The organism is Paenibacillus sp. NPDC058177, from assembly GCF_042883835.1.
Classification (GTDB): domain Bacteria; phylum Bacillota; class Bacilli; order Paenibacillales; family Paenibacillaceae; genus Paenibacillus_AQ; species Paenibacillus_AQ agri.
The window spans coordinates 390,474-415,245 of the sequence record NZ_JBHVVB010000006.1; the positions used below are offsets into that span (position 1 = coordinate 390,474).

Below are 24,772 nucleotides of genomic sequence, written 5' to 3' on the forward strand. Positions count from 1 at the left end.
GGATTTTGTTATTAAACTAGACTGCCCGTTAGCTTAATGAAGCAGTGGCAGTCTAATACTTTATTTCCTCAGTCTAGAACTTTATTTTCCGAGTCTAAAACTTTATTTTTCATTCTAATACTTTATTTTCTTTGGATACTATCGGCCGATGTTATGATCCCCCTATAGTAGACAGAAAAAAGCAAGCCATTTAATCTGTCTACTATGGAGGGGATTTTTTATGGGCGAAATGAGAAGAACGTACGATGAGAAGTTCAAGAAAAAGGCAGTTGACCTCTATCTCAAAAAGGGGTTGGGATATAAGAGTGTAGCGCGTGAAATAGAAATCGATGATACGCTGGTTCGACGATGGGTGAAGCACTTTAAGACAGAGGGATTAGAGGGTCTTGAAGAAAAAAGAGGGAAGGCCAAAGGACCCGGAATAGTCAGACCCCGAACACGTCCTGAAGATCCAGAGGCCAAGATTAAGCGTCTCGAGGCAGAAAATGAAATGTTAAACAAGCTTTTACAGATGTGAAAGGAGGAATGGATGCTGTTCCGAGCAGCAAAAAGTTTGTCGTCATTAAGGAATTGCTTCATAAGGGATACAACCTTACCCTGCTTGCAATCTGGCTGGGGTATCTAGAAGTGGTTTTTACAAGTGGTTGAACCGTCAATCGTTCGTTTCACCGAAGCAACTTGAAGACGAAGCCCTGAAACTTAAAATCGTTGAATGCCATCAGCATTAAACTCTCACCATCGTATTTATAGCTTGTTGTCAGCCGTTGCGGGTTACTTGTTTAAGCTGGTTAAACCATCATATTTATATCAATAGTTGGCCGAAAATTCGTCTTCCCTCTTTCTCGCTTATTTAACTGGTAAAGCAAGTGAAAGAAAGCCCAAGAGTATGAATTTCACTAGTAGCTTTTTTACTACTACAATATAATCAACGTCATTTTCTTTTTTTTATAATCGATGCAAACAGGTGTAAAAATAAGGAGAATACAGATGCACCCAATCCGAAAAGTAATATTAACTGTAACGATGCCTTTATATCATTTGCAGAATTGATCAAAAGAATTAATGAACCCATTAGACCGCCAATAAAAAAATATAGAAGGAGATGTAATATAATACTGCGATTTCTGAGTGTTTTATCTATATACAGTGAAACAGGGGTTACAAAAAATAAATAAATGCTAAACAGTATTAAAAAACCATTTAAAAATTCAGTCATGAATGAATAGTATAAAACATTATCATCAGTATTATTGTTTTGGCTGACCATTGTGAAAACGATTGACAGAAGTAAAGCGGAAAATAATGAAGAGAGGAGTCTAGTCAAGGCCAGTAGTTCCTCCTTTTTTTGTATAATTATTATTAGCGACCGCCTAAAGAAATTCATGTATATCAATAGGCGGTCTTAATTTATTTAATTTGAAACATTAAATGTTCTGGCTAATGTACTGGGTGCCCCTAAATATTGAAATCCTTCATGAGCATGATTAAATATAGTCAATGTAGTACCATTACTTAGTCTAACATATAATTCATGAGAAGGAGCTCTGTCATGAACTCCATCAAAACTATAAGCGCCCCCTTTTTGTGTAACAACTCTCATTTGATAATCTATTTCATTTCCTTGAACAGCATAAGGATTACCTGATTTATGATAAACAGTTACATCAACTTTGCTTGATGAAATATTATTCACCAGTCGATTAATATATGCCCCTGAGTCGGTCTTTGAACTCACAAAATTTTTATTTGCATCGTAAGCATTTGTTGACGAAACATTTTTAAAGAAATCCTCGGTAGCTACGGTTGAATCAGTATAGAAAACGCTATCACCAACAGTTTTAGTTCGATACGTTTCTGCTGTAGAACTAAATCCTCTATTATCACCTTTGAAAAATTTAATATTTTGTCCCCATGTTGCTGCATTATACCAAGGATCCTCTGCATAATCCATTGGAATAAATGTTTTATAAGTCCATTTAAAAGAATTATTAATGGCTGCAAGTTGTAATGTTGGGTTTACAATAGAGGCATCCACAACTTTAATAATACTGTATGGTTTTTTTGCAATATTGTTTAACTCATCTTCAGTCAATGACTTTCCAATAGCCTTATAATAAGATTTTAATTCTTGTTTTTCGTTAGGTGATAGAGGAATTTCAAACCGAATTTCATAAGTGCTATAGGGTGTAACCGTCTCTGTCTTATCGACAAATAAAGATTCTTCAACTTCGGCTACTAGTTTATTGTCTTTATATACTTCATACTTTTCAATATTGGGAAAACGCTCCCAAGAAAGAATTACTTGGTCACTTGATACGATTGCATCAACACTTAGTTTAAAGTTTTCTGTTGTACGTAGATTTTGAGTATCATCTGATTTAGTTTGTGTTGAAAAATAGTAAGCTTCCTGTTCTAATCCAGAGTCATTTAATAAACTTACTTTGAATCGGTATAAGCTATTTGGTTCTAAATTATTTAATTCAATCGTCTGATCGGAACCTTCATATAAAACTTTATTATCTCGATCTAGATCTGTAACTGTAAACTTGCTGTTGTGGTTATTTACTGTTAGTTCTATAGATTGATTAAAGGTTTTAATTTCAAGTGGCATTTGTCTTTCGGCATAAACTGAAGTAGGACTTAGAAAGATTAGAGTGAATAAAAAAGTAAGTACCAATTTAAAATGTTTTTTCAAATTATTAACCTCCTATTTAATTGGTGAAAACAACTTTTTATAAATATATATGACAAAAATCTCTCCTTTCATAGTATTTATTGCAATTATAATGAATTAATTGGATGCTATCATGAGGCAAATCTCCTATAATATACCAAAATAAATACTTAATTGTATTTTTCGAGTGTATCATAGAGTTTTATGTAAATGAAAGTATATCATCACAGGATAAATCCAATGGTTACCACTTTATATCTGATGGAATGTAAGAATCTAAAAAAATTAGTGAGATACACAGATTTATAGTGTATTGTACCGGAAATACCTGCACTCATATGAGCCGCAAGGTGCCACTGACTGTTAAGGAAACTGCTCCTCCGCTGAACGGTCCACCCCACGGTTCCCACCGACCTTTCAGGTTCCCTACCCCAGCAGCCCTGCCGTTCTTCCTTTGATACTGATACTCCCGAACGGGCGACCGCGGCAGCCAGGCGATTTAGCTGTAGTTGGGCGCGTGCTGGAGCTGCCAAGCGGTGACCGGTGGTAGAGGATGGCCCGCGGCTCTGTTGATCTGCAGAGCAACTGTTGTAGGAGCTCTTCCGTATACGCTTGTCAGCTTGCAGCCTATGCACTTTTAATGGTTGGCCTGGCTTCGCAATCCGGATTCCTATAGCCATAGTTAATCAAACAGATGAGCATCAGCTACAGGAGTTCTTCTGGAACCGGCTACGGTTATCTTCAGGATAGCAATCCGACTGCCGACGTGCATCTGAACTCCAAGAGTCCAGATAACCATGTATCCGGTTGATCGATCTGCACATCAACAGCTGCAGGCGTTCTTCCGGAACCAGCAGATGGCAGCGCTGGAGTTTGAGCTGCCATCTGCTGGGTTGCAGGCGAGCTCAAAGAGTGCGGATCTCCGTAGTGCCGGTTGATTAATCTACAAAGAAACTGCTGTAGTAGTTCTTCCGGGTCCGCATACTGGCGCACAGTAGGATGATTCAGCTGGCCAGCTGCCAACCGTGCTCTAGGAGTGCAACACCCGGCAGCGTAGGTTAATTGATCTGTAGAGTAGCAGTTGTAGTAGTTTTTCTGGAGCCGCGTGCCAGCGCTCTGATTGAGCGCTTTAAATCTGAGCCGGGTATTCCTGTCGATTGCACCGGTAACACCTCATTTTAGCCACAGGGAGCCCACTGGCGTTTAAGAATCAATTCCACCGCAGTGGTCTTTATAGCTGCAGGAGTTGAAAACGGGATCCAGAAGTGCGGTGAGGAGTTGAAGCATTCTTTCCAAAGGAGCTGTTCAATTTTTTATTTCTCTGAAGGAAGAAGAGTCTTTGTGCGGGTATGTAAATGGGCGTAAGGCGAAGTTTACCCTGCCATGGTTGCAGATTACTTCAAGTTGATAAGTCCGATTCCAACGGGCAGTCACGTATAGAAATGGCTAAGTGAACGAGTTAAGAAAAGTGAAATTAAACGACTGAAGCATGGATATTACGTACGAGTTTGGTTACTCGAAAGCTAAAATCGATCTAATTCGGAGAAGCATTGGTTTCGAAGCATAGAAAATGAAATAATCCGGAAAGAGCCTTCTGTCTCTGCTCAATCCGGATTACTTTTTTTTCAATTCTTTGTGATCTTTTGCAGTGGTAGGGCGAAATCCTAGATTTAGTTGTAAGTGCATTCGTATTAGCATCTTGTGCAGTAAAGCGTATGCTTATAATGTTCCGGGTGAATCCTTGAATGTGTTTGTCAGTCAAGTAGAGAGGTTTTAATCTACATTTTGTATGAAACTATTATTTCCCATTAGAGCTTAATGATTCATCGTCAGTCTAGAATTTATTTTCTTTGGGCACAGTGTTTTATGTAATGATATTTATCAAATCGGCTGTTCTTGTCCAATATCGGCAAAGGGATCAAGTTCTTGTCTTCCTACATATCAGCACATTTTTTTGGATTATTACGTTTATTATAGAACTTCGTGTTGTATGAATTATTGTTTCCAAACTTTATCTATGGGCTTCAAAAAAAGGATTATCGTATTGCTGGACAAACGGTATATATGGGTAGTGAATTTTGCAATTATATAGAACTGCCAGTGTAGTTGCTTAGTCTAAATTTATTAACAGTAGGAGTAGGTTTTATGTATTTGGTATTGGATATTGGAGGAACCTTTGTGAAATATGCATTAATGAGCTCAGGCGGAGAAATTGTAAGCAAAGATAAGCGGCCAGTGGGTAAGGAAAGCCTTAGTGATATGGAAAATGTTTTATACTCTATCATTGATGACCAGATTCTCGATAATATTAAAGGAATTGCGATTAGTTGTCCATGCACAATAGATATAGAAACCGGCATGGTGTATCACGGAGGATCGTTCCCATTCTTGCATGAAGTAAATCTGGCACACCTAATCAAGAAACGTTATGGCAAGGAAGTTGCAATAGAAAATGACGGCAAATGCGCTGCTCTTGCTGTGCTATAGCTGGGTAGCATTGAAAATGCCAAAAGCGCCGTTGTACTCGTACTCGGAACCGCTGTAGGTGCAGGCATTATCATGAATGGAAGCTTGCAACGCGGAATAAATCTGTCAGCTGGTGAAGTTAGTTATGTCATGAGCCGGATTGATCCGTTAGCCCATGATGCAACTTTTTTCGGACTTGAATGCTCTGCTGTAAATATGGTGCAGAAGATTGCCAGTATAAAAGGCTTGGAGGATTCAACGAATGTGGAGGCTGTTTTCGAGTTTATTAATGCCGGTGATCTGGGAGCATGTGCAGTATTTGATCATTACTGTTTAAACGTAGCTACACAAATTTTGAACCTTCAGTATATCTTGGACCCTGAGCTATTTGCAATTGGCGGAGGAATCAGTGTTCAGCCCATTCTAATTGAGCGGCTCAAGTGGGCTATTCAAAAGATTAAACAGGCAAATCCATTTCACAATGCAAATCCAAATATTACTGTATGTACCTTCAGAAGTGAAGCTAATCTATACGGCTCTTTACAACTTCTTTATAGAAAAGATAAAGCATTGCATGATTCTAAAGTTTAATCTACTGACAGCCCACCACATATTTATCGTGGTGGGCTGTAATCCGAGCTACTATTGGATAATTTATTTGAATTATATGTATATTTATTAAATAATTTAATGAAATAAATAAAACCATCAGGTTATTTTGGCTCAACCTCAAAATCAGTGCTTGACTGCTAGCTCAACATTCGGTGGTGATTGCATTCAATGAGAATACCCGCTTTATAGCGACTGCGATTCCGTATGAAGTAATGTCGGCGCTGAAAGGCTTTAATACGATTATGGCGACCTTCTACTGTAGCGTTTGTCCAACGGCATTGATGGTAGTTCATGATCTCTTCTTTCCAATTTCGCATCGTCTCCAGGGTGCTTCGGACGGCGGAGTGATCGATTTGATTGCCTTTCTCACACCAACGTTCGAATCCCAGTCTAGCAACAGCAAAGTTGGGCGAACAGTTATACCAAGTCGTAAACGCTTCTTTCCATTCCCACATATCACGAAGAAGTGACGAGTAGTTCAGTAGCAGATCCAACCGCGATCTACTTTCCTCATCCAGCGATTCCACAGGCGGATTGAGCAAGCGATGGTTAGCTTTCAAGTTAGCCTTTGCTCTCGGTGATAGCGTTTGCTGAACGGATTTCCGAACTTCTTGTACGCTTTCGACCACATAACCGTGAACATGAAACCGATCTGCGATGCGAATCGCACTCGGAAAACATTCACGGATCCAGGTATGGTAAGCTTTAGCCAAAACCATGACGACGGCTTTGGGATGGAGCAACAGGAAGGCGGGATGCTCTTTAGCGTACTTTCGAAGATCCTCCAGTTTTCGACCTGGTAGCAGGTCCAGCATCGCTTCGCCTTTGAGATTGTGAATGCCCGTGTTGTACGTATTACCTTTCTTGATGGCAAAGTCATCGACACCCAAAACTAGCTCAAGCGTTTCTTTTGCTTCTTCCCACACTTGCTCGATGATCCGCTCACTCTCCAATGGGATCGCTTCATTATGCATATGTTGGACCGTGCTAGCCGGCGCTTGTTGCAGCCGGGCGCTATGTGCGGCTGTAGAACCAAGCGCTAGTTCAAACGTATGGGCGCGAAAGCGCCTACTGTAGCGTTGCTTAGGTCCGACAAATTCATATACCCAAACAAACCCAACTTCACAGCGCGTGCAAAACAGGCGAATGGACGGCACATGCAGGAAGGCTTTCTTCTCAAACGCGGGGAGATGTCGCACGATCCGCTTGCCATTTGTCCCCTTACGAATGACGTTTTGGTGAGAATGGCAAAAGGGGCAACATTGTTTGTCGTCAAAGGGTATGGCTTCGATGTGAAGTTCTTCAGCATCAATGGATAATATCTGATGTATCTTTAGTTCTGGCAAATCGAGCATTTCGTTGATATACTGGTTTTGCATCTGTTTATTCCTTTTTGTTGTTGGGTAGGACTTTCAACAATACAGGATTAGCAGATGTTTTTCCATTTGTATACTTAGATTATCTAGTCAAGCACTGATTTCTGTTTCGATCCATTTTTCAACCATTTAAATTACGTAACTCTGTTTCTGCATATTTTTTCAATAGTTCATGGTTTAAATCAATAGAAAGTGAAATTACTTGCTTCAATAAAGTTACCGCCTCTTGTTTTTTTCCTAATTTAGCTTTAATCAATGCAAGGTTTACTGACATTTCACTAGCCCCTTGTATATACCCAATCTCATTAAAACCAGAGATCGATTTCAGCGTTTCTCTTTCAGCTATTAAATATTCACCTTTATTCATATTAGCCTTGCCTATATTCCCATGACATAAATAAATTCCTTTTTTATCCTGTATTTCTTCCTTTATCTTCAAAGTTTTTTCGTGCCAATAAATAGCTTCTTCGTAAAACTTTAATTCGTCAAAAATTAAAGCCTTATTACCATATTGATTAGAAATATTATTCTTATCATCTATTTCTAAACTTATATTTATAGACATGTCAGCATATTTCATAGCAGTTTCATAATCTTTTAAACGCCTATACAATACACCAATATTACCTAATACTATGCCTATATTAAATTTACTATCCATTATTTCGTATAATTCCAAAGCAAGCATATATAGTCTCAAAGAATCCTCAAATTGACCAGTATTCTTATACAAAACTGCTAAATTATTTTGTGCATTAGCCAAGAATAATTTATCTACATGTTCATGATTCTCTAAAACCTTCAAAAAATATTTTTCAGCTTTTTTTATTTTCCCAGTAAGCCTATATGCGATTCCTATATTACCAAATGTAATTATTTTTATTTCAAGTAATTCTTCACTTGATTTCTCATCTATAATTTCCAAAATTTCTTTATGAACTTCTATTGCTTTTTCATACTCACATAAATCACTGTGTATCACCCCTTCATATGTATACAAAGATATATTTTCTTTGACACTTAAATTATATTTCATTCTCGTTTTTCTAATTAACTCTCTAGCTTCTTTAAATTTTCTTTTTTTAGCCATACTTATAATTTCAACTGCAGTTTCTTTCACAATTTGTTTATCAGAAGATAGTATGCCTTCATTCCAGTAAAAAACTGCTTTTTCATCGGAAATACCCATTTTGTTCTTTATAATATACAGTTGTCCATCTAACGCTAAAGTATTTAAATCATCAGGGTCAACCAAGCTTTCAAATTCAGATAAGGTAATACTTTTCTTACTTCTCCAGCCTGGCGTTTTCTGATCTAAAACTTCTTTGATATATTTCTGCACGAAAACATAATAAAATTTTTGAATTGGGTTAATCCAAAACATTATAAATACTGGTAACCATTGTTTTTCATAGCTCAATAAATTCTTCACGTTAATTGCCTTTTTTACAACGTTATTTCTAACTGGAGTGTCTGTTGCTTTTAATTGTATTAACATTATTCTTTCCGTCACATTATTTTCAGAGTCTACAAATTGAATTTCCCCATCTATGCCGTAGTCTTTATCTTTTTTTCTATATATCCAATTTCTTTCTATCGTTATTTTTTCCAAATGATTTTGAGAGATTTCTTCAAGATTATGTGCTCTGGTTTTTTTCATTATTTAATTTATACTCCTTTAAATAAATTGATTAAATTTTAAAGGCTCAAACTATAAACCAGCGCTCGACTTAAACTGAGGCATAGCCCTCAGGACAAAGGGTACTTCTGATCGTTGTTTAAGTTCGATTCCCTCTATTATAATTGAGGTTTTGGTTGAAATCGGTCTTTAAAGGCGAACATTAACGTTTCTCTAGAAACCTTTTGTCTCTCCGCAGGGCTCTATTTTCTGTCAAGCACTGATTATTGGGTTGAGCCGTTATTTTACAACAAAATCCCGCATTGACTTTAAAGACAATAAATGTAACAACACTTGATATTTATAGGTTTCTTTTTTGAATTCAACTAAATTTAATTGAAAGGGGTATTGATGATATATGAGTAACGAGTTAATTCAAAAGGAGGATATACTATTCGCCCTACACAATTTAGTAGAACATGAAAAAAGAAACATCAACTCACTGAATTCGATAAAGGTAAACTATCCGGGTTAGAGCGTGCCATCACCTTGATCAACATGCTCACTAATCCCAGAGATGGAGAGAACACACTAATTGATGTCATCATCGATGACTTGCCCCCCAAAAAATTCTTAGGGAGTAATCATGATTAAAACTTAACTGCAAACAAACATACTTTTAAAATTAAAGTACAACTTAGAATTTTTTTTGTCATTCGTTTTCTTATTTGCTTATGTATTATTAGAAGTTTATTATAATACAAAAAACATAATCCTTTACCATTTAGATTATTCTACTATAAACATATTCCGCGGGATATTATTTTTAAGTTGTAAATAAATAAACCGATTATATTTAGCCGATTTAAATAATCCTTTTATCTTCCTTTAATTCCTCTATCCCATTCCATTCTGTTCTTCTTCTATCTATTTCTTTACAGAAATCAGGTTGAATTTTCCTGATTGTTCCGCGGCAGACATCAAGATTATTGAACAATTCTTTTGAGAGTATTTTCCCTCCTTCATGTTGGATAAAAAATTCGTCAATGTTGCGTTCTACTTTATTAATTATTTCTTTTCTAAAAAGTCTCTGCTGCATCTTTCTAAATTCGCTTACAATTTCCGAACAACCCTTGTTTCTAATAGTTGTAGCGCAACATCCGACTGCTTTTGCAACACTAAACAGTTTGATTTCTTCACTTTCTTCAATCATTCGACTAAATATGTTATTAATCTGTTTAGCCAAATTTTCATCGCATACTGAATTCGCACTTGGCAAATTAATATTTTTAATTATTGCTTTAATTACCTTGGGGTGATATCTATGAAGTAAATACAACTCATAATTTCCCCAGCATTTCCAGTACCGGATATCATAAATCTTCTCACCCGAATGTATGCTTTCAATAAACTCCATTATTCTTTCATCACTTATATCTTCTTCACCATACTTAAATTGATCACTGAAAATCTCCCGCGATGAAAAATAGGAAAGAATCCTGAGTATTTTATTTCTTTTTATTCCAAATAAATTTTCTCTTTCCGGCCAAGTTAAGTTTTTCACATTTCTTTTCGAAAGGATCTCATAGCCTTTAATAAAATTAGTCCGTTCGATCATACTATTGTTTACATCTGATGCATATTCACAACCACAATCCGAACAAACATAGTACTGTTTTAATATTTGGCCATGCTGCTGAATATTTTTCGATGGAGTTGTAAGTAACCTTCCCTCTAATCCGTAGCTCAAACACCAAGGAGCAATACATGTATATATTTTTTTCTCTACTTTATTAGGATTCAAGATAGAAGCTACAAACTCAGTTGGTACCTCCAATTCTAAAAAAGTACCTACCTCCACGCTATGAACTTTTAAAATGCTTAATATACTTCTCAAATGGAGTGTGCTTTTTTGAGTTGTTCCTCTCGCACATTGCAAATAATGAATCAAAGTCGCCTCTTTAACTTTATTTCTAGTTTCTTTTCTATTAAATTCAAGTTTGCAACCATTAAGGATATACAATATTTTCATGGCGAGTTCACTTTGATGCAATTGAATATCTAAATGATTTTTTGAAAGGTTTAAAAGAGCTGACTTATACCACTCTTGATCTGATTTTATTTGATCAGGAATACTACTAACGGGTTCTATATCTTTACTTTTGCTTAAATCATTTAAACAATGTGGGCATAAACTCACTTTTTGCATATCTTTATATTGGATTGTATTTTGACAAGAATGACACGCTTCTAAAAGCGGCCTTTGATGTCTTTCGCAAATTATAATCGAATCAAATTTCCAAGCAAGCCTCAAAATACGCTTGTCCTTAAAACAATCCGGACAGTAGTGGAGAATGCTCCGAAAATAGCCTTTTAAAAATTGACTATGATAGTCTTTACTACTACCTTTAAATTTGAGTACGATATTATAAAAGCTACATGCTCTTAGTTTTTCCCTGGGAGTCTTAGTATCAAAACTGAGTTTTTCCAAGTCAATGATACTTTCAGGGATACTATCTATTTTATGAAAGTCACCAGAATGCAGATTATATTTACTAATTTTATATTTATTTAAAATATCACAGAGACTAATTGAGTTTGCTGTACTATAACGTAGTAAGAAACCAAATAATGACTCCTCTTCTTGTAATAGAGGTCTTACTGTAAATCTATTTTTTTTGGACATTAGACTCACTCCAAGAGTTTTTTACTAGTATTCACTCGTGGAGTGTATTTTAACCCCATTTTTGATAGAAATTTTCAATCTAAAACATCTAAAACTTATGTTTCTGTTTTAGAGAATAAATGGTTTGCTGAATGTGCTCTAATACAAGGCGGTACTTAGTATGAAGTTTTCCATTAACCTTAAACTCTTTAGATATTTTACGTATTGAAGGTATTTTTCCTATATTATTGTATTCATCCAGTATATACTCGTCCACAGCAATCATAAGTTCTTTCATTTTATATTCTTGGTATTTCCTTTTACTTAACTCAGATTGTTCTGTAATATAAACTGCTAGCGATGGCATAACAGTCTTAATTGCATTAGAGCTTTTCCCTAAATATTCGTAAACATCCTTGCATTTTACGGGTAAATTCTTCTCTTCAGTAAAAACAACAAACTGGTTTACTTTCTCAAGTAATTCAATTTGAGTAGTATCATTTTTAAACTTTCTTTTAATATCATTTGTCTTTTTTAAAAGGCCATGCTGTCGAAACTTGGTGAATACAATATCAAGCGAAGCTGCAATTTCTTTGTTAGTGATTTCTTCGTTCAGAATAATATTTGTTATCGCTTCTTCTATCTGAGGTTGGAGTTCCTTTACTTTCTGTTTGTTTTGATAATTAGTTTTTTGTACGTATTCAACCCAGCGAAATCTTTGAACTGCAGGATTATAATAGTGATAAAAGTACTCAATTTCGTGCCAACCATACTGCTGTATTACTCTATATGATGGGGTCATAACTCCCTCTGGGAAGAAGCATTCGATTATATTAAAAATTGATTGGATATGTTTTTTATATTTCTCTCTCATGAAATCTGGTATTAAATTGTATCGCAAAGCATAACCAACTGCCTCATTAAATTTTTTTACTAGAAATATTTAAATTTTTCAATATTTCCTTTCGACTCTTGTTAAACCACAACATATGAATTATTTTATCAATCCAAACTAATCTTCCTTCTTTTTCTTCCCACTGTTTAGTACTCTGATTATATCCATATCTAATGCTACATTTTTACAGATACAATTCTTTGAATACTTCTCTTTTTTATGATAAGAGTAAGAAAGAAATGGAATTTCTACTAAACTATCAGATTCTTGATAACTAACGCACCATGGAGTTAGACATTTAAATTTATCGGATATCTCCTCCTGGTAAAATAATGAATTAGTATAGCTTTTCGGTACCTTTACCTTTGCAAAATCCTCCAATCTTAAATTTTCTTTACTAAGCACATTCATTAAATAGGAGAAGGTTACTTTTTGAGGAGAACTTTTATCATTGATATATCTAATAATGCTATGCAGATAATCATGTCTTAATTTTTTTTTAACAAGATTGTAGTTGTAGTTGGTTGGAAATTCTTCCAATTGAAACTGCAGAAAATAAATAAAAGAAATACATAGCATTTTTTCCACTCCAATATCTGATTCTGGAAACAATTGCGTTTGAGGATCTAATATATACTGCCAGTCCAAAAATTTTCGCATAGCGAAATAATCATCGATTCTTTCAAATGTTTCATTTTCAAAAAACAAAGCACTATCGCAATGATTACAACGATATGATCCTAAATTATTATGGAAGTAATTCTGTTTTTGATTACAGGATGGGCAATTAGTACTTAGCTTGATATTATGTTTTATACAGCAATCAATATTTTTTACTTGCCATAACAATTGAAATCCAAAGTTTTCTTTTAGGCAGAGAGGGCAAAACTTTCGTAGTTTTGATTCTAACAATAAAGGCATCAACGTGAGAAAGTCATCTCCTAAGTACAATCCATATTGATTTAATTTTAACCTCAAAGAATCATAGGTCATTTCAAACAACTTATTTTCAGATAGTCGAAGGAGAATTGCCAGTTTGCTCATATCATGTTTTTGCTGCGGCATGATATCTATTCGAATAGAACGTCTGTAAAATACATCTTTATTTTCAACAGGTTGAACATACCTTAATAAATCCATGTAAGATATCATATTTGCCTTACATATTCTCATCAAATAACTGTTTAAGGATTCGCCTTCCCTAGGTATTGGACGAATAGTAAGGTGGCCTATACAAATCATCTCCCTTAAACCATGTATTCTTTCTTATCCACATTGTCCGGTGTAATTAAGTGATCATTCTTGCGGAATAAATTAAATTTCGCTTGCTTTATTATGTCGACCGTTAATCGAATTTCTGAATATTCAACCTGTACATTTTCTTCATATACGTTAAGTAATCTAAAACTTTCCTTTAAAATTAAATGCAAATATCCAATTCGACCTTGGCAATAGTAATGCAACAGCTGTGGCAAACCTGTGGATTGATCATGCAGACCTATAGGATTTGGCGATTCGATAGCTTTTTCGATACGTTCTAATAACTCACAGAATTTCTCATCACATTTCTCAAAACGCTCAATACGATCTCTACCAAATCGTCGAACATATTCATCCTCCATCGTATGAAGTTTCTCAATTTGTGGAGTACCCATGCAAACAATGCATAGTTGAAGTTGATTAGATAACTTTTTCAGCATTTCCATTGCTGACTGGTTGTCAAAGTTTTTAGTCCGCATTATAAAATTCATTTCATCAAAGATAATCATTTCAACCCTTTGCTTCGTTAACAAGTGAAACACTCGATTTCTCAACTCATTAACCGTAGGTTCCTTTTTAAAATTTTCAGTCCCTAAGGCTTTTAGTATTTCTTTATAGAATTCTGCTTGGGTAAATGGATAGGGGAGCTCTACATAGATAACAGGTATAATATCGATTTCTTCATCATCTATTATTTCTGTGTATCTAGGAACACTTTTAGCATACCTTTTTCCGATCTGTGATTTTCCAACACCGGATAATCCAGTAAGAAACAGATTTCTTTTATCGTCATCGTCATTTTCTTCTTCATCTTCATCCTCAAATTGATCTAATTTAATGTATGTTCTCATACCGTCGAATCGGCTCCAGATGCGTTTTACTTCGTCATGTTCAATAAATATTTTTTTGACTCGACGGCCTAATGCCCTGATTTGTTTTCGTTCCATTTAACATGCCCCTTTACTAGACTCTTCTGCTTTCTTTGCAATTAAATAAAGTTCTTCTTCGATGTTTTGAGCAATTTGCACTTGTTGAATTTGAACAGCTTGCTGAGCCTCAAATGCAGTAGTAACTTCTACTTTTACTCCTTCCATTCTGGCAACTACCTGTCTAATCTTCTTCTTGTCTTTCAATCCCTCGCTAATATATTGTGCTAATCTCTCCCAAGCCCTGTTCATATGAGCTTTATCAGGTAAGAGCTTTAACTTTTCTTTTCCTTCCTCCCGTATGAACTGTTGTAATTTTTTGTAGGTATATTGATTAACCCCCGCTACTGTTTCGTAAGGCGGAGTTTCACAATAAAGCTCATTAAACTCTTTTGTTTTTGGATGCAATAAATATATTTTCGATACATCATCAATATCGTATTTCACTGTATACTTTGTTGTTTTAGTCCCAATAATGTCGCTACATTTTTCAGATTTATATATTTTGTTGTCCCAACGTACTCCATCTCTTGTATATGGTTTTTGGTCTGTTAACAAGAAATCAATTTTATACCTTTCTTCGTCACTTTTATCAATCCAATCAGGATACCCTACTTCGCTGACACTTTCTCTATACTTCGCCATTGGCGACATATTGTTAACCAGGCCTTTATGTGGACGCAAAGGATAAATATCAACAAAATAGTGGACAAGAATTTTACGAAGCAGGCTTAAAGTTAAGAACGCATCCTTTTCAGGGTTTAACTCCCCTTTATCAAAAATATTACTCTTCGTTGTCCCCATAATATTGTGGATAAGCTCACTGTTAATCGTACCGATCAATCTTTCCACGACTGCACCATAATGAGGAATCTTAATTGGTCTATGCATAATTTCCGACTCAAGAGTTTCGTTTACTAACCTTTTAATATCATTACTTTTAAAATCCATTCCGTTATCAACATATATAATATTTGGGATGTCAAATACTTCCCACTCTAGTTCTGTTCCATACTCTTTTTTTGTGTTTTTAGCAAAAACTCCATGTTGAATCGCTTTTCTTACCACGTTTATTGACGGACCTTCGTGAGATAAATACAAACACCAAACGCCTCGATCATAAACACTAATTCCTATTGTTAGCCACGGACGATCAATAACTAAACCAGTTGCATCATCAATGACTTGCATATCTAAACGGGTATGGTCCATTTGAATAACATCTAAACGACAAATAGCATCACGATCCGCATAACCCCGAGCTACTTCATCATATATTTGCTTAGCTCTTTTCATATATCGAAGTCGCTCAACGGCCTTTTTATCAATACGATCGATAATATCCGATATTGTACTATAACTCACTTCAGGTTCGTTTACCTTGCCGCATCTTCGTTCTACATACCTATGAATGGTTGCTTTGGAAACACGATACTTATTTAAATAATCTCTTTCTATAGTTTCTTTAAGAATTTCAATTTGTTTATCTGCTAGTCGAACAAAGATTGTATCCAGTATGACTTCAGGATTATCAGGATGACAAATGGTCATACTTTTATTATCTTTCCGGCCAGTATATCCTCTTCCTTGATTAGATATTAGCCCCGCCAATCCCTGTGACTCAGCTTCTGATTCTGCACGGCGATACTCCGATAAGTAGCGCATTATACTTGCTCTTGATACACCACGTTTTGGTTCAATTCCCATCCTGATCTCTTGTTCTATACGTTTTTTATTAAGTTTTTCTATTCGGTCAATTAACGTCTCTTGGTTTAAGCTATTTACCTCTTCATCCTCAAGCAGCAGTTCCTTCCACCTATCGTGAAATTTGGCTATTGCCTGAATATCACCAGCTTTTATTTTTTCAAGAACAATTAACGGTTGAATCAATTCATATCGCCTAGTAACTTCATCTCTTTTGCTATCATCTAATTTTGCTATTACATTATCATATGCTTTCTTTTCTTTCTTCTTTTCGAACTTCATGGTCCCTTCAGGCACGAATGTGGGATGATTCACAAGATCAGCAAAAGCTATTTGGAGATCTTCTCCATCTTGTCGTCTTATCCAAAGATTTGGATGTTCTATCCTAACTATCTTAAATATTTTTCCGTATAGGTGACATTCAGAATAAAGCCTGAGTTGGCTAAACGCCATACATGTTTCCTCCCTCTAAGCTTTTCAAAGAAGAAAGGTTTTGAGAATTTAATATAATAATGCTTTGCGAACTAATTCTCTCCGTTATGTCAGCAAAAAATATTCCTTTGGCTATGAGATTAAATATCAGCGGTTTAATAAAAAGAGGATCAATAGTATTAATGAAACTAGAGGCAAGATATTCTATGGAGCAGGATTCAATGCAGCGCAGTCTATAGGTTACTTTTTCAGTCCATTGTGGGTAATATTTTCTTTCTTTCAGAAAGCTTTTAAGAAGTTTGAGATTGTATTGTACATCTTTGGGAAGTTGCATTGGATAGACAACATCATATTCCCAATTTTGTTCTAGTGCTACTGCTCTGCAGTATCTATTACAGAGTTCTACATTATCATTTTGAGTTGTTTCAGGCTCAAGTTTTACTTGATACAGTAACGGATTGAAGCGTTGTTTATACACTAGAACGTCTGGAACATGGATCCACTCTTCTTTACCATCGAAGACAGGCACTTCTATAGGCTGTACATAATATCTTTTTACCTCTGTATCTATTTCTAAGTAGTAATAAAACATTCGTTCAGACAAAGATTCATACGCCACCGGCTTTAAATTTTTGGTACTGTAAAAGCTCCCAATAATATGTGGGTAAAAATGACTTCTACGATTATTTACCTTACGCTTCGGACTGTATAAAACATCTTCATTGACCCAAGTGCGGTTTTCCCATTCCAAGAACATCCCTCATTTCCGAAAAGTATCAATAGTAACCCGAATTTTCACTATTCTATTCTCATATCTATCTATTACCAACAAATTTTGTACTCATATACTATAGAAAAACAAAAAAACCAGTAATAGCAAGGGGTTTGCTAATACTGGTTTTAATATTTGTCTCAACCATATACCCAAAAATGTCTTATTTATCGACCAAATCAGTCTCAAGTATAACCGTTACTCACAGTGGACAGGAATTATTGTCTATTCCCCCGCTGCCGCATCCCCTCAAACAGCAGAATCGTGGCTGCCATCGCTGCATTTAGCGATTCAGCCCGGCCAGCCATCGGGATGATGATACTCTTGTCCACAAGCTGCGCAGTCTGTGGCGATATACCCTTGCCTTCGCTGCCGATCAGCAGCCACTGGCTGCCGCGAAAATCGTGACTGTAGCACGATTCTTCGCCCTGCAGCGAAGTGCTTACCAGCAGCGCCCCCCGCTCGCGCGCTTGCGGCAGGATATCTGCGAGATCTCCCTCTATAATCGGGAGATGGAACATCGAGCCCATCGTAGACCGGATGGTCTTCGGATTGTACAGGTCGGCGCAGCCTTGACCGAGTATCACCCCATCCGCACCGGCGGCATCGGCGCTGCGGATAATCGTGCCGACGTTGCCAGGGTCCTGGACGCCGTCAAGGACCACAACGAAGCTATCCTTCACAGACAGGATAGCTTCCGCCCCGTGCTGTTCCTTCCGCACGATGGCGAACACCGGCTGCGGTGTATTAGTGCTGCTGCATTTGGCGATGACCGCAGCCGATACACCGACCACCTCCATGCCCTGCACAGCCTGAAGGTGATCCTTCAGCTCGGCTGGCATTCCCTTGTCGAGGTCAAAAGCCAGAATCTCCACATCAGCTTCCGCCAGAAGTGCCTCCTGTACCAGATGAACGCCCTCAACGATATATTTATGAGCCTTGTCACGGTGCTTTTTCTCCTGCAGCCCGGCCCATTCTTTTACCCGCGTATTTTGCGGAGACATGATTTCCATAAGGTCTTCCTTTCATTTTCGAATCAACAGCAAAATCAGTAGTAGGCGCTTATTAAGCCCTATTTTTAATCGTAAGAGAATTTGAGGTTGAGATCGGGCTTTAGAGGCGAACACTACCGTTTCTCCAGAATCCAAAGGGCTGTGATAACGGGAAAATCTACCGTTAATTCTTCCCTTTCAAGGCTTTGATCATAAATAACGGGAATTTATCCTGTTAATCCGCCTCTTGCATCCCTTAATTGAGCAGAATAAGTTGATTAGCAGGAGTTTTTCCAGTTATTTTTAGAATAGAAGATAATTTAATGAAAATAACAGGAGATATTCCCGTTATTCCAACTTTCAACCGAAGAGCGGTTAATCATATAATCTGGAGACAACAGCGATCGTAAATCCAAACCTTCCTCGGAATAGCCCCAAAGGTTCTAAGATCCCCACGCCTCCAGCTCCTCTACAAATAAGCCATTTCCAGCTTCGCCAAATTATCTTTCCGGCCAACGATAACAAGAATATCGCCTTCAGCCAAACGATCCTCCGCACGAGGAGAGATATTCATTTCCTCACCCTTGCGGATTGCCATGACGTTACAGCCATATTTTGCTCGGATGTCGAGCTCCAGCAGGTTTTTGCCCAGCATGGGCCCAGACACCTTCATATCCAGAATGCTGTAATCCGGGGACAGCTCAATATAATCCAGAATGTTCGGGGAAGCCAGATGATGCGCCACACGCATCCCCATATCCCGCTCTGGATAGATAACCTTGTCCGCTCCAATTTTGCTCAGCACCTTACCGTGTAGCTCGCTTTTGGCTTTGACCAGAATCGCCGGAACCCCCAGATCCTTCAGGATCAGTGTGGTCAAAATACTGGACTGGATATCCTCCCCGATCGCGACCACAACCACATCAAAATTACGAATGCCAAGCGCCCGCAGCGCCTCTTCATCCGTGGAATCCGCGGTCACCGCGTGGGTCACGATGGTCGATATTTCCTGTGTCCGCTGCTCGTCCGCATCAATTGCCAGCACATCAAACCCCATGCCGCTAAGCGCCTTGGCTACACTTGAGCCGAAACGCCCCATGCCGATGATGGCATATTGTTTTTTGGCCATATCCATGTACCTCCCGTTGCTGTCTGCATCTCCCCACAGTATAGCATAAGGCCTTAAAAACTTGAATTTTCAGCTCCCAGACAGGGTACATTATATCCTGTAACCCTTTGCTCAATTATTAAGGAGGTTGTATGATGCCAATTACACTTGATTTGCGGCAGGCGGTTATTCATAAAGTGCACGGACAATCCGAAGGTGATCTCCGCAACATGATCGAAGGTTCTATCGACGGTCCTGAAGCTGCGCTTCCCGGCCTCGGTGTGATGTTCGAGATCACTTGGAAGCACCTCGACGCTGCCAAGCAAGATAAGGTCATCGAGCTGCTGCACGAAAATCTCAAGTCGATGACTCCCGGATCTCTGACCACTTCCTGATCTGGAGTGCCATCAGCCAAAAACCTCCGCAACATCAGGATGCTAGCCAGCAACCTGAGCGCGGAGGTTTTTCATCAATATCACAGCAGATGATTATGGGAAATGCAGTTTCTTGCTAAAAGTTAAGGGGCGGTCTCCAAGAACTTCGCTGTCGGATTCTTTTCCATAGCTGTACGCATCGCGTACTCATTCTCGAACAACACCACGTAGTTACCCTTCTTGTCTTTGACCAGCGTCGAGTTAATCCGGAATTTACTTGGGTCCGGCTCATTCTCGTCCACGATCCAGCGAGCGAACTGATAAGTCATCCGCTGCAGCTGTACGTCCACGCCATACTCACCCTTCATACGGTAATCGAACACCTCGAACTGCAGTTGTCCAACTACGCCCAGAATGATATCGTCAAAGCTAACCGTACGGAACACTTGAATCATGCCCTCTTCGGTCAATTGGTCGACACCCTTCTGGAACTGCTTCGATTTAAGGGCATTCTTAATACTTACCTTGGCAAAAATCTCCGGTGAGAACGTTGGCAGCTCATCGAACTCAATATCACCGGCTTGGCTGAGCGAATCCCCGATCCGGAAAATCCCGGGATCGAACAAACCAATGATATCGCCCGGATAGGCTTCTTCGACAATATCACGGTCTTGTGCTAAAAATTGCTGCGGCTGGGACAACTTGATATCCTTGCCTGCCCGCACATGCTTCACGCTCATGCCACGCTCAAACTTACCGGACACAATACGCAGGAAGGCAATCCGGTCACGGTGAGCCGGGTTCATATTGGCTTGAATTTTGAATACATAACCCGTGAACTTCTCGCTCGTTGGATCGACGGTACCCGCATTACTACGGCGTGGTTCCGGCTTTGGTGCGAGCTCAAGGAAGTTATCCAGGAAGGTCTGTACCCCGAAATTGTTGATCGCACTACCGAAGAATACAGGTGTAAGTTCTCCCCGCAATACTTTCTCATAGTCAAAAGCATCGCCCGCTATATCCAGCAGCTCCAGATCCTGGCACAGTTGATCATGCAAATATTCTCCGGCCATTTCGCGAATAATCGGATCACGGTAACTCTCAACCTTCTGCACCTTGATCACAGAGTGATCATCGCCTTGGAACAGCTCCACCTGATTCTTCATCCGGTCATATACTCCGCACAGCTCACGTCCGGAACCGATCGGCCAGTTCATCGGCACAGAACGGATACCCAGCACTTGCTCCAGCTCTTCCATAAGGTCAAACGGACTGCGGCCTTCACGGTCCAGCTTATTGATGAAGGTAAAGATCGGAATGCCACGTTTGGCACAGACTTGGAACAGCTTGATCGTCTGTGCCTCCACACCCTTCGCCACGTCCATCAGCATGACCGCGCTATCTGCTGCCGTCAGGGTACGGTAGGTGTCCTCACTGAAATCCTGGTGACCAGGGGTATCCAGAATGTTCACCCGATGATCCATATAATCAAATTGCATAACAGAGGAAGTAACGGAAATCCCCCGCTGCTTCTCGATTTCCATCCAGTCACTTGTCGCATGCTTGCTGGCCTTCCGTGCTTTAACCGTTCCTGCCAGCCGGATCGCGCCGCCGAACAACAGCAGCTTCTCCGTTAAAGTCGTTTTACCGGCATCCGGGTGGGAAATAATCGCAAACGTTCTGCGCTTATCCACTTCCTTCTGCAGATCCTGATTCGTAGCTTTACTCATTGCACATATCCCTTCATATATAAAATTCATGGTGCTTTTTCAATTGCCCCAGGTTTGCATCAAATCGGTGATTTGCTCATTTTACATTTCCCTTCACTTGGAGAATTAATGAAATGCAAGCATCCTTTAAAGTATAACAAAATCGGGCAGAGATTATCTACATAAAAGCCCTCTTTGTAAAAAGAAACGACTACTTTAACCTTTGAACAAGGACAAGTATCCGTTTCTTGTGAAAATATGCGTCTGATGTCTTGCACCCAAGCGATTACTCCTGTTATTCAAATAGAAACGTCTCTGCCGTCCTCTAAGGGACGGTATCCGTTTCAGCGAGAATTATAAGGATAATTTATAGCGTAAAACATATAAATTCTTATATTTTCAAAAAATCTCCCTGCGAGCTTCCGCAGGGAGATTTATACACATATGTGCAGCTTCGTTACTTAGTTATTCAGCCGCCATACTACATTGTCTTCTTCTTGGCCGTTCACCGGCCACCAGTGGAAGCCTTCCTGTTCCAGCAGTTGATCCGCTTCGACAGGGCCCCATGAGCCTGCTGGGTAGGAGGCCAGTTCGCTGGACTCTTCCTTCCAAGCCTTGGCGATACGGTCCACGAACGACCACGCCGACGATACTTCGTCCCAGCGCGTAAAGTAAGTGGAATCGCCGCGAGCTGCATCATGTAGCAGACGCTCATAAGCTTCCGGTGAGTTGATACCCACCATACAGCTTTGGCAGAAATCCATTGCCAGTGGCTGAATTTCGGATTCCGAGCCCGGTTTCTTGGCATTGATCTTCACATAGATGCCTTCCATCGGGTTTACACGGATTACGAGCAGGTTTGGTTCCAGTTTATGCTTTTGACCCAGATAGACGTTGGTCGGCATGCCCTTGAACTCTACAACCACTTCCGTCGTCTTCACCGGAAGGCGTTTGCCTGTACGGATATAGAACGGAACTCCAGCCCAGCGGAAATTGTCCACGAATACGCGGGCAGCGAAATACGTTTCCGTCTTGGACTCCGGATCTACCTTATCTTCCTGACGGTATGCCGGCAGGGTCTTACCTTTATGCGAGCCTTCTGTGTACTGGCCACGTACAACGTTCTCACGTACCTCTTCGGAGTTAGCGTAAGGACGGAGTGAACGGAGTACCTTGACCTTCTCGTCACGGATATCCTCAGCCAGCAAGCGGCTAGGTGGCTCCATGGCGATCATGGTCAGGAGTTGCAATATGTGATTCTGCCCCATATCCCGCAGAGCGCCGGCATGATCATAGTATCCGCCGCGCTCTTCGACACCCACGGTCTCACCGAGTGTGATCTGGATATTGGCAATATGCTTGTTGTTCCAAAGTGGTTCAAAAAAGGCATTCGCAAAACGGATCACTTCAATGTTCTGCACCATTTCCTTACCGAGATAATGGTCGATCCGGTAGATCTCTTCTTCCTTGAAGACCTGACGAATCTGCTCATTAAGTTGCTCTGCTGATTCCAGATCATATCCAAACGGCTTCTCGATGACAAGGCGATTCCAGCCTCTGCTATCCAGCATACCGCCGGTTTTCAAGTTGTTAGACACGCTGCCGAACAGCTCAGGTGCAAGCGCGAGATAGAAAATTCGGTTGCCCGGAATTTCAAACTTGCCTTCAAGCACTTCTGTCTGGGCACTCAGCTCGCGGAACCCGTCAATATTATTGATGTCCAGAGATTTGTATTCAAAATGCTGGACGAAGCCGTTCCATTCGCTCTCGTCTTCTGCCTGGTAACGGCAGAATTCACCGATCGATTCTTTCACGTCTTCTCTGAATTCATCTTGAGTACGCGGACGACGCGCCACGCCGATTACCGCAAAATCATGTGCCAGCTTGCCTTCACGGTACAAACTGTAAATAGCCGGGAACAGCTTACGCCGGGCTAAGTCTCCGGTAGCCCCAAAGATAAAAAATACAGCACCGGGTGTACGCAGTGCATCAAGGGTTTGATTTTCAGCCATGGCTCCTCATCTCTCTGTATGTAATTTAGTTGACAATCATTCTCAACGCCGGATACATGCATTAACACTTTAACGGCGTGATGCCATTTTATCATATTCCGAAAAAGGATGCTATCACATTCCTGACAATTACCCTCGGGATATCGACAAAAGCGATCACCTTTTCTTATTATGGACTATAATTCAACTTATATGATGTCGTTCTTAATATTCTATCGTAATCAGGGGAAAACCGATGGTTATTCTGTTCTCATTGTTGATACCATCTCTATGGACAGCCGCCTGCATCGCCAGGTTGTGATTGCCGCTGACGACAAAGCGTTGCAACCCTGGCACCTTGTAAGAACGACTGTAGGTAGCTTCGTCTTCGTAACTCTCTGCTTCAGCCAGCCCCGCAACCCGGGTAGCAAAGTTCTTTTCAGTCACTATTAACGCCTCTTTAGGCTCCCCTTGCTCTTTGGCCGTCCCTTGCAGGGAGGCATTCCATTCAGCTTCAATCCCACTCTTCAGCATGTGTTTACCCACCTGTATAGCTTTATTCTGCCAATCTCCTGCCTTAGTCAAATCTGCTGTCTCCAAAGTGGCTATCACATAGCTGTGGCCCTCACCCAGCTCACTCCAGAAGAGCGAAATCGAAGTATCCTCTGTCAGCGAGGACGTAGCACGGTAGATCAGATGTCCATGTTCTTCAACAGCAGTAGGAATGGTTAGCCCAAGGTCTTCGGCCAACTCCACAGCAGTAAGAGGACCTGCGGCACGGACGTCATCCCCCTCACTGTACTCACCTTGCCATTTCAGAACAAGACGAATAGGGGTGCCAGGTTGTGTAGCCTGCTGGCCTAGCAATGATAATAGAGAAAGAGACTCTTCCATGCCGCTAACTCCGCCAATGTCTGTCACATCAGCGCCTTCAACAGCAGCGCGTACTGAGGCCACTTCCTTAAGCGGTTGAGCCTCCGCTTCATTAATGAATCCTGCCACCAGGATCGCCGCAAGACTCAAACATAGCACCAACAGTGTCGCTTTCCCTGCTCCCTTGTTCCCGTTCCCCATCGTCCATCTTCCTCTCCATCCGGTCTAGCAATCTACTAAACAGGATGGCCGGGGATGAGAGATTTTAAACCTGAATCCATTTCATAATTCGGATTTCAATCCGAATAGGTACAATATCAAGTCA

General features: G+C 39.6%; 18 protein-coding genes and 1 pseudogene. 4 read left to right on the forward strand and 15 right to left on the reverse strand.

Translation table 11 applies throughout. The features are described 5' to 3' along the window. Positions 1 to 220 precede the first annotated feature (220 nt). The gene (locus tag ACFVU8_RS23245) at positions 221 to 517 is read left to right on the forward strand and encodes a transposase (RefSeq protein ID WP_387430459.1); all 297 of its coding nucleotides are present in this window, start codon (positions 221 to 223) and stop codon (positions 515 to 517) included. Between the two features lie 8 nt (positions 518 to 525). Continuing rightward, complete coding sequence (locus ACFVU8_RS23250; RefSeq protein WP_387430461.1) at positions 526 to 648, forward strand: hypothetical protein; 123 nt, start codon at positions 526 to 528, stop codon at positions 646 to 648. Positions 649 to 1,411: 763 nt separating this feature from the next. Here ACFVU8_RS23250 and ACFVU8_RS23255 read toward each other — a convergent pair. After that, positions 1,412 to 2,695, reverse strand: a complete 1,284-nt coding sequence (locus ACFVU8_RS23255; protein WP_387430462.1) for a DUF3238 domain-containing protein — start codon at positions 2,693 to 2,695, stop codon at positions 1,412 to 1,414. Between the two features lie 720 nt (positions 2,696 to 3,415). Then, entirely contained in the window at positions 3,416 to 3,697 is a 282-nt protein-coding gene (locus ACFVU8_RS23260; RefSeq protein ID WP_387430464.1) for a hypothetical protein, read from the reverse strand. Between the two features lie 1,170 nt (positions 3,698 to 4,867). Between ACFVU8_RS23260 and ACFVU8_RS23265 the strand changes: the two are divergent. Then, positions 4,868 to 5,731: pseudogene (locus tag ACFVU8_RS23265) on the forward strand (ROK family protein). Positions 5,732 to 5,889: 158 nt separating this feature from the next. On the opposite strand, the gene ACFVU8_RS23270 reads toward ACFVU8_RS23265, so the two are convergent. The 10 genes from ACFVU8_RS23270 to ACFVU8_RS23315 all read right to left on the reverse strand — a co-directional run bounded on the left by ACFVU8_RS23270 (position 5,890) and on the right by ACFVU8_RS23315 (position 19,560). Then, positions 5,890 to 7,131 (reverse strand): ISL3 family transposase, encoded by a 1,242-nt coding sequence (locus ACFVU8_RS23270; RefSeq protein WP_387430466.1) that lies wholly within the window; start codon positions 7,129 to 7,131, stop codon positions 5,890 to 5,892. A 118-nt stretch (positions 7,132 to 7,249) separates the two neighbouring features. Beyond that, on the reverse strand, positions 7,250 to 8,788 hold the full coding sequence (locus ACFVU8_RS23275; protein ID WP_387430468.1) for a tetratricopeptide repeat protein: 1,539 nt from the start codon (positions 8,786 to 8,788) through the stop codon (positions 7,250 to 7,252). A gap of 823 nt (positions 8,789 to 9,611) precedes the next feature. Next, the gene (locus ACFVU8_RS23280) at positions 9,612 to 11,432 is read right to left on the reverse strand and encodes a TniQ family protein (RefSeq protein ID WP_387430470.1); all 1,821 of its coding nucleotides are present in this window, start codon (positions 11,430 to 11,432) and stop codon (positions 9,612 to 9,614) included. Between the two features lie 88 nt (positions 11,433 to 11,520). Beyond that, positions 11,521 to 12,213: a hypothetical protein gene (locus ACFVU8_RS23285; RefSeq protein ID WP_387430472.1), complete on the reverse strand. Its 693-nt coding sequence runs from the start codon at positions 12,211 to 12,213 to the stop codon at positions 11,521 to 11,523. A 210-nt stretch (positions 12,214 to 12,423) separates the two neighbouring features. After that, complete coding sequence (locus tag ACFVU8_RS23290; protein ID WP_387430474.1) at positions 12,424 to 13,548, reverse strand: TniQ family protein; 1,125 nt, start codon at positions 13,546 to 13,548, stop codon at positions 12,424 to 12,426. Between the two features lie 5 nt (positions 13,549 to 13,553). Continuing rightward, complete coding sequence (locus ACFVU8_RS23295; RefSeq protein ID WP_387430476.1) at positions 13,554 to 14,513, reverse strand: TniB family NTP-binding protein; 960 nt, start codon at positions 14,511 to 14,513, stop codon at positions 13,554 to 13,556. Next, complete coding sequence (locus tag ACFVU8_RS23300) at positions 14,514 to 16,649, reverse strand: Mu transposase C-terminal domain-containing protein (protein ID WP_387430478.1); 2,136 nt, start codon at positions 16,647 to 16,649, stop codon at positions 14,514 to 14,516. Then, positions 16,639 to 17,379 (reverse strand): hypothetical protein, encoded by a 741-nt coding sequence (locus ACFVU8_RS23305; protein WP_387430480.1) that lies wholly within the window; start codon positions 17,377 to 17,379, stop codon positions 16,639 to 16,641. The genes ACFVU8_RS23300 and ACFVU8_RS23305 overlap by 11 nt, the downstream gene beginning before the upstream one ends. A 239-nt stretch (positions 17,380 to 17,618) precedes the next feature. Continuing rightward, complete coding sequence (locus tag ACFVU8_RS23310; protein WP_066376110.1) at positions 17,619 to 18,413, reverse strand: TrmH family RNA methyltransferase; 795 nt, start codon at positions 18,411 to 18,413, stop codon at positions 17,619 to 17,621. A gap of 448 nt (positions 18,414 to 18,861) precedes the next feature. Beyond that, complete coding sequence (locus ACFVU8_RS23315) at positions 18,862 to 19,560, reverse strand: potassium channel family protein (RefSeq protein ID WP_286155114.1); 699 nt, start codon at positions 19,558 to 19,560, stop codon at positions 18,862 to 18,864. A 95-nt stretch (positions 19,561 to 19,655) separates the two neighbouring features. Between ACFVU8_RS23315 and sspI the strand changes: the two genes are divergently transcribed. After that, positions 19,656 to 19,895, forward strand: a complete 240-nt coding sequence (gene sspI / locus ACFVU8_RS23320; protein ID WP_387430538.1) for a small acid-soluble spore protein SspI — start codon at positions 19,656 to 19,658, stop codon at positions 19,893 to 19,895. Positions 19,896 to 20,017: 122 nt separating this feature from the next. Here the strand turns inward: sspI and ACFVU8_RS23325 are convergent, their stop codons facing one another. The 3 genes from ACFVU8_RS23325 to ACFVU8_RS23335 form a co-directional block, all read right to left on the reverse strand. After that, positions 20,018 to 21,604 carry a peptide chain release factor 3 gene (locus ACFVU8_RS23325; protein WP_379467825.1) on the reverse strand — a complete coding sequence of 529 codons (1,587 nt, stop codon included), beginning with the start codon at positions 21,602 to 21,604 and terminating at the stop codon, positions 20,018 to 20,020. 440 nt (positions 21,605 to 22,044) lie between these two features. Beyond that, positions 22,045 to 23,595 (reverse strand): glucose-6-phosphate dehydrogenase, encoded by a 1,551-nt coding sequence (gene zwf / locus ACFVU8_RS23330; protein ID WP_387430481.1) that lies wholly within the window; start codon positions 23,593 to 23,595, stop codon positions 22,045 to 22,047. 204 nt (positions 23,596 to 23,799) lie between these two features. After that, on the reverse strand, positions 23,800 to 24,648 hold the full coding sequence (locus tag ACFVU8_RS23335; RefSeq protein ID WP_387430483.1) for a YwmB family TATA-box binding protein: 849 nt from the start codon (positions 24,646 to 24,648) through the stop codon (positions 23,800 to 23,802). Positions 24,649 to 24,772: the final 124 nt, after the last annotated feature.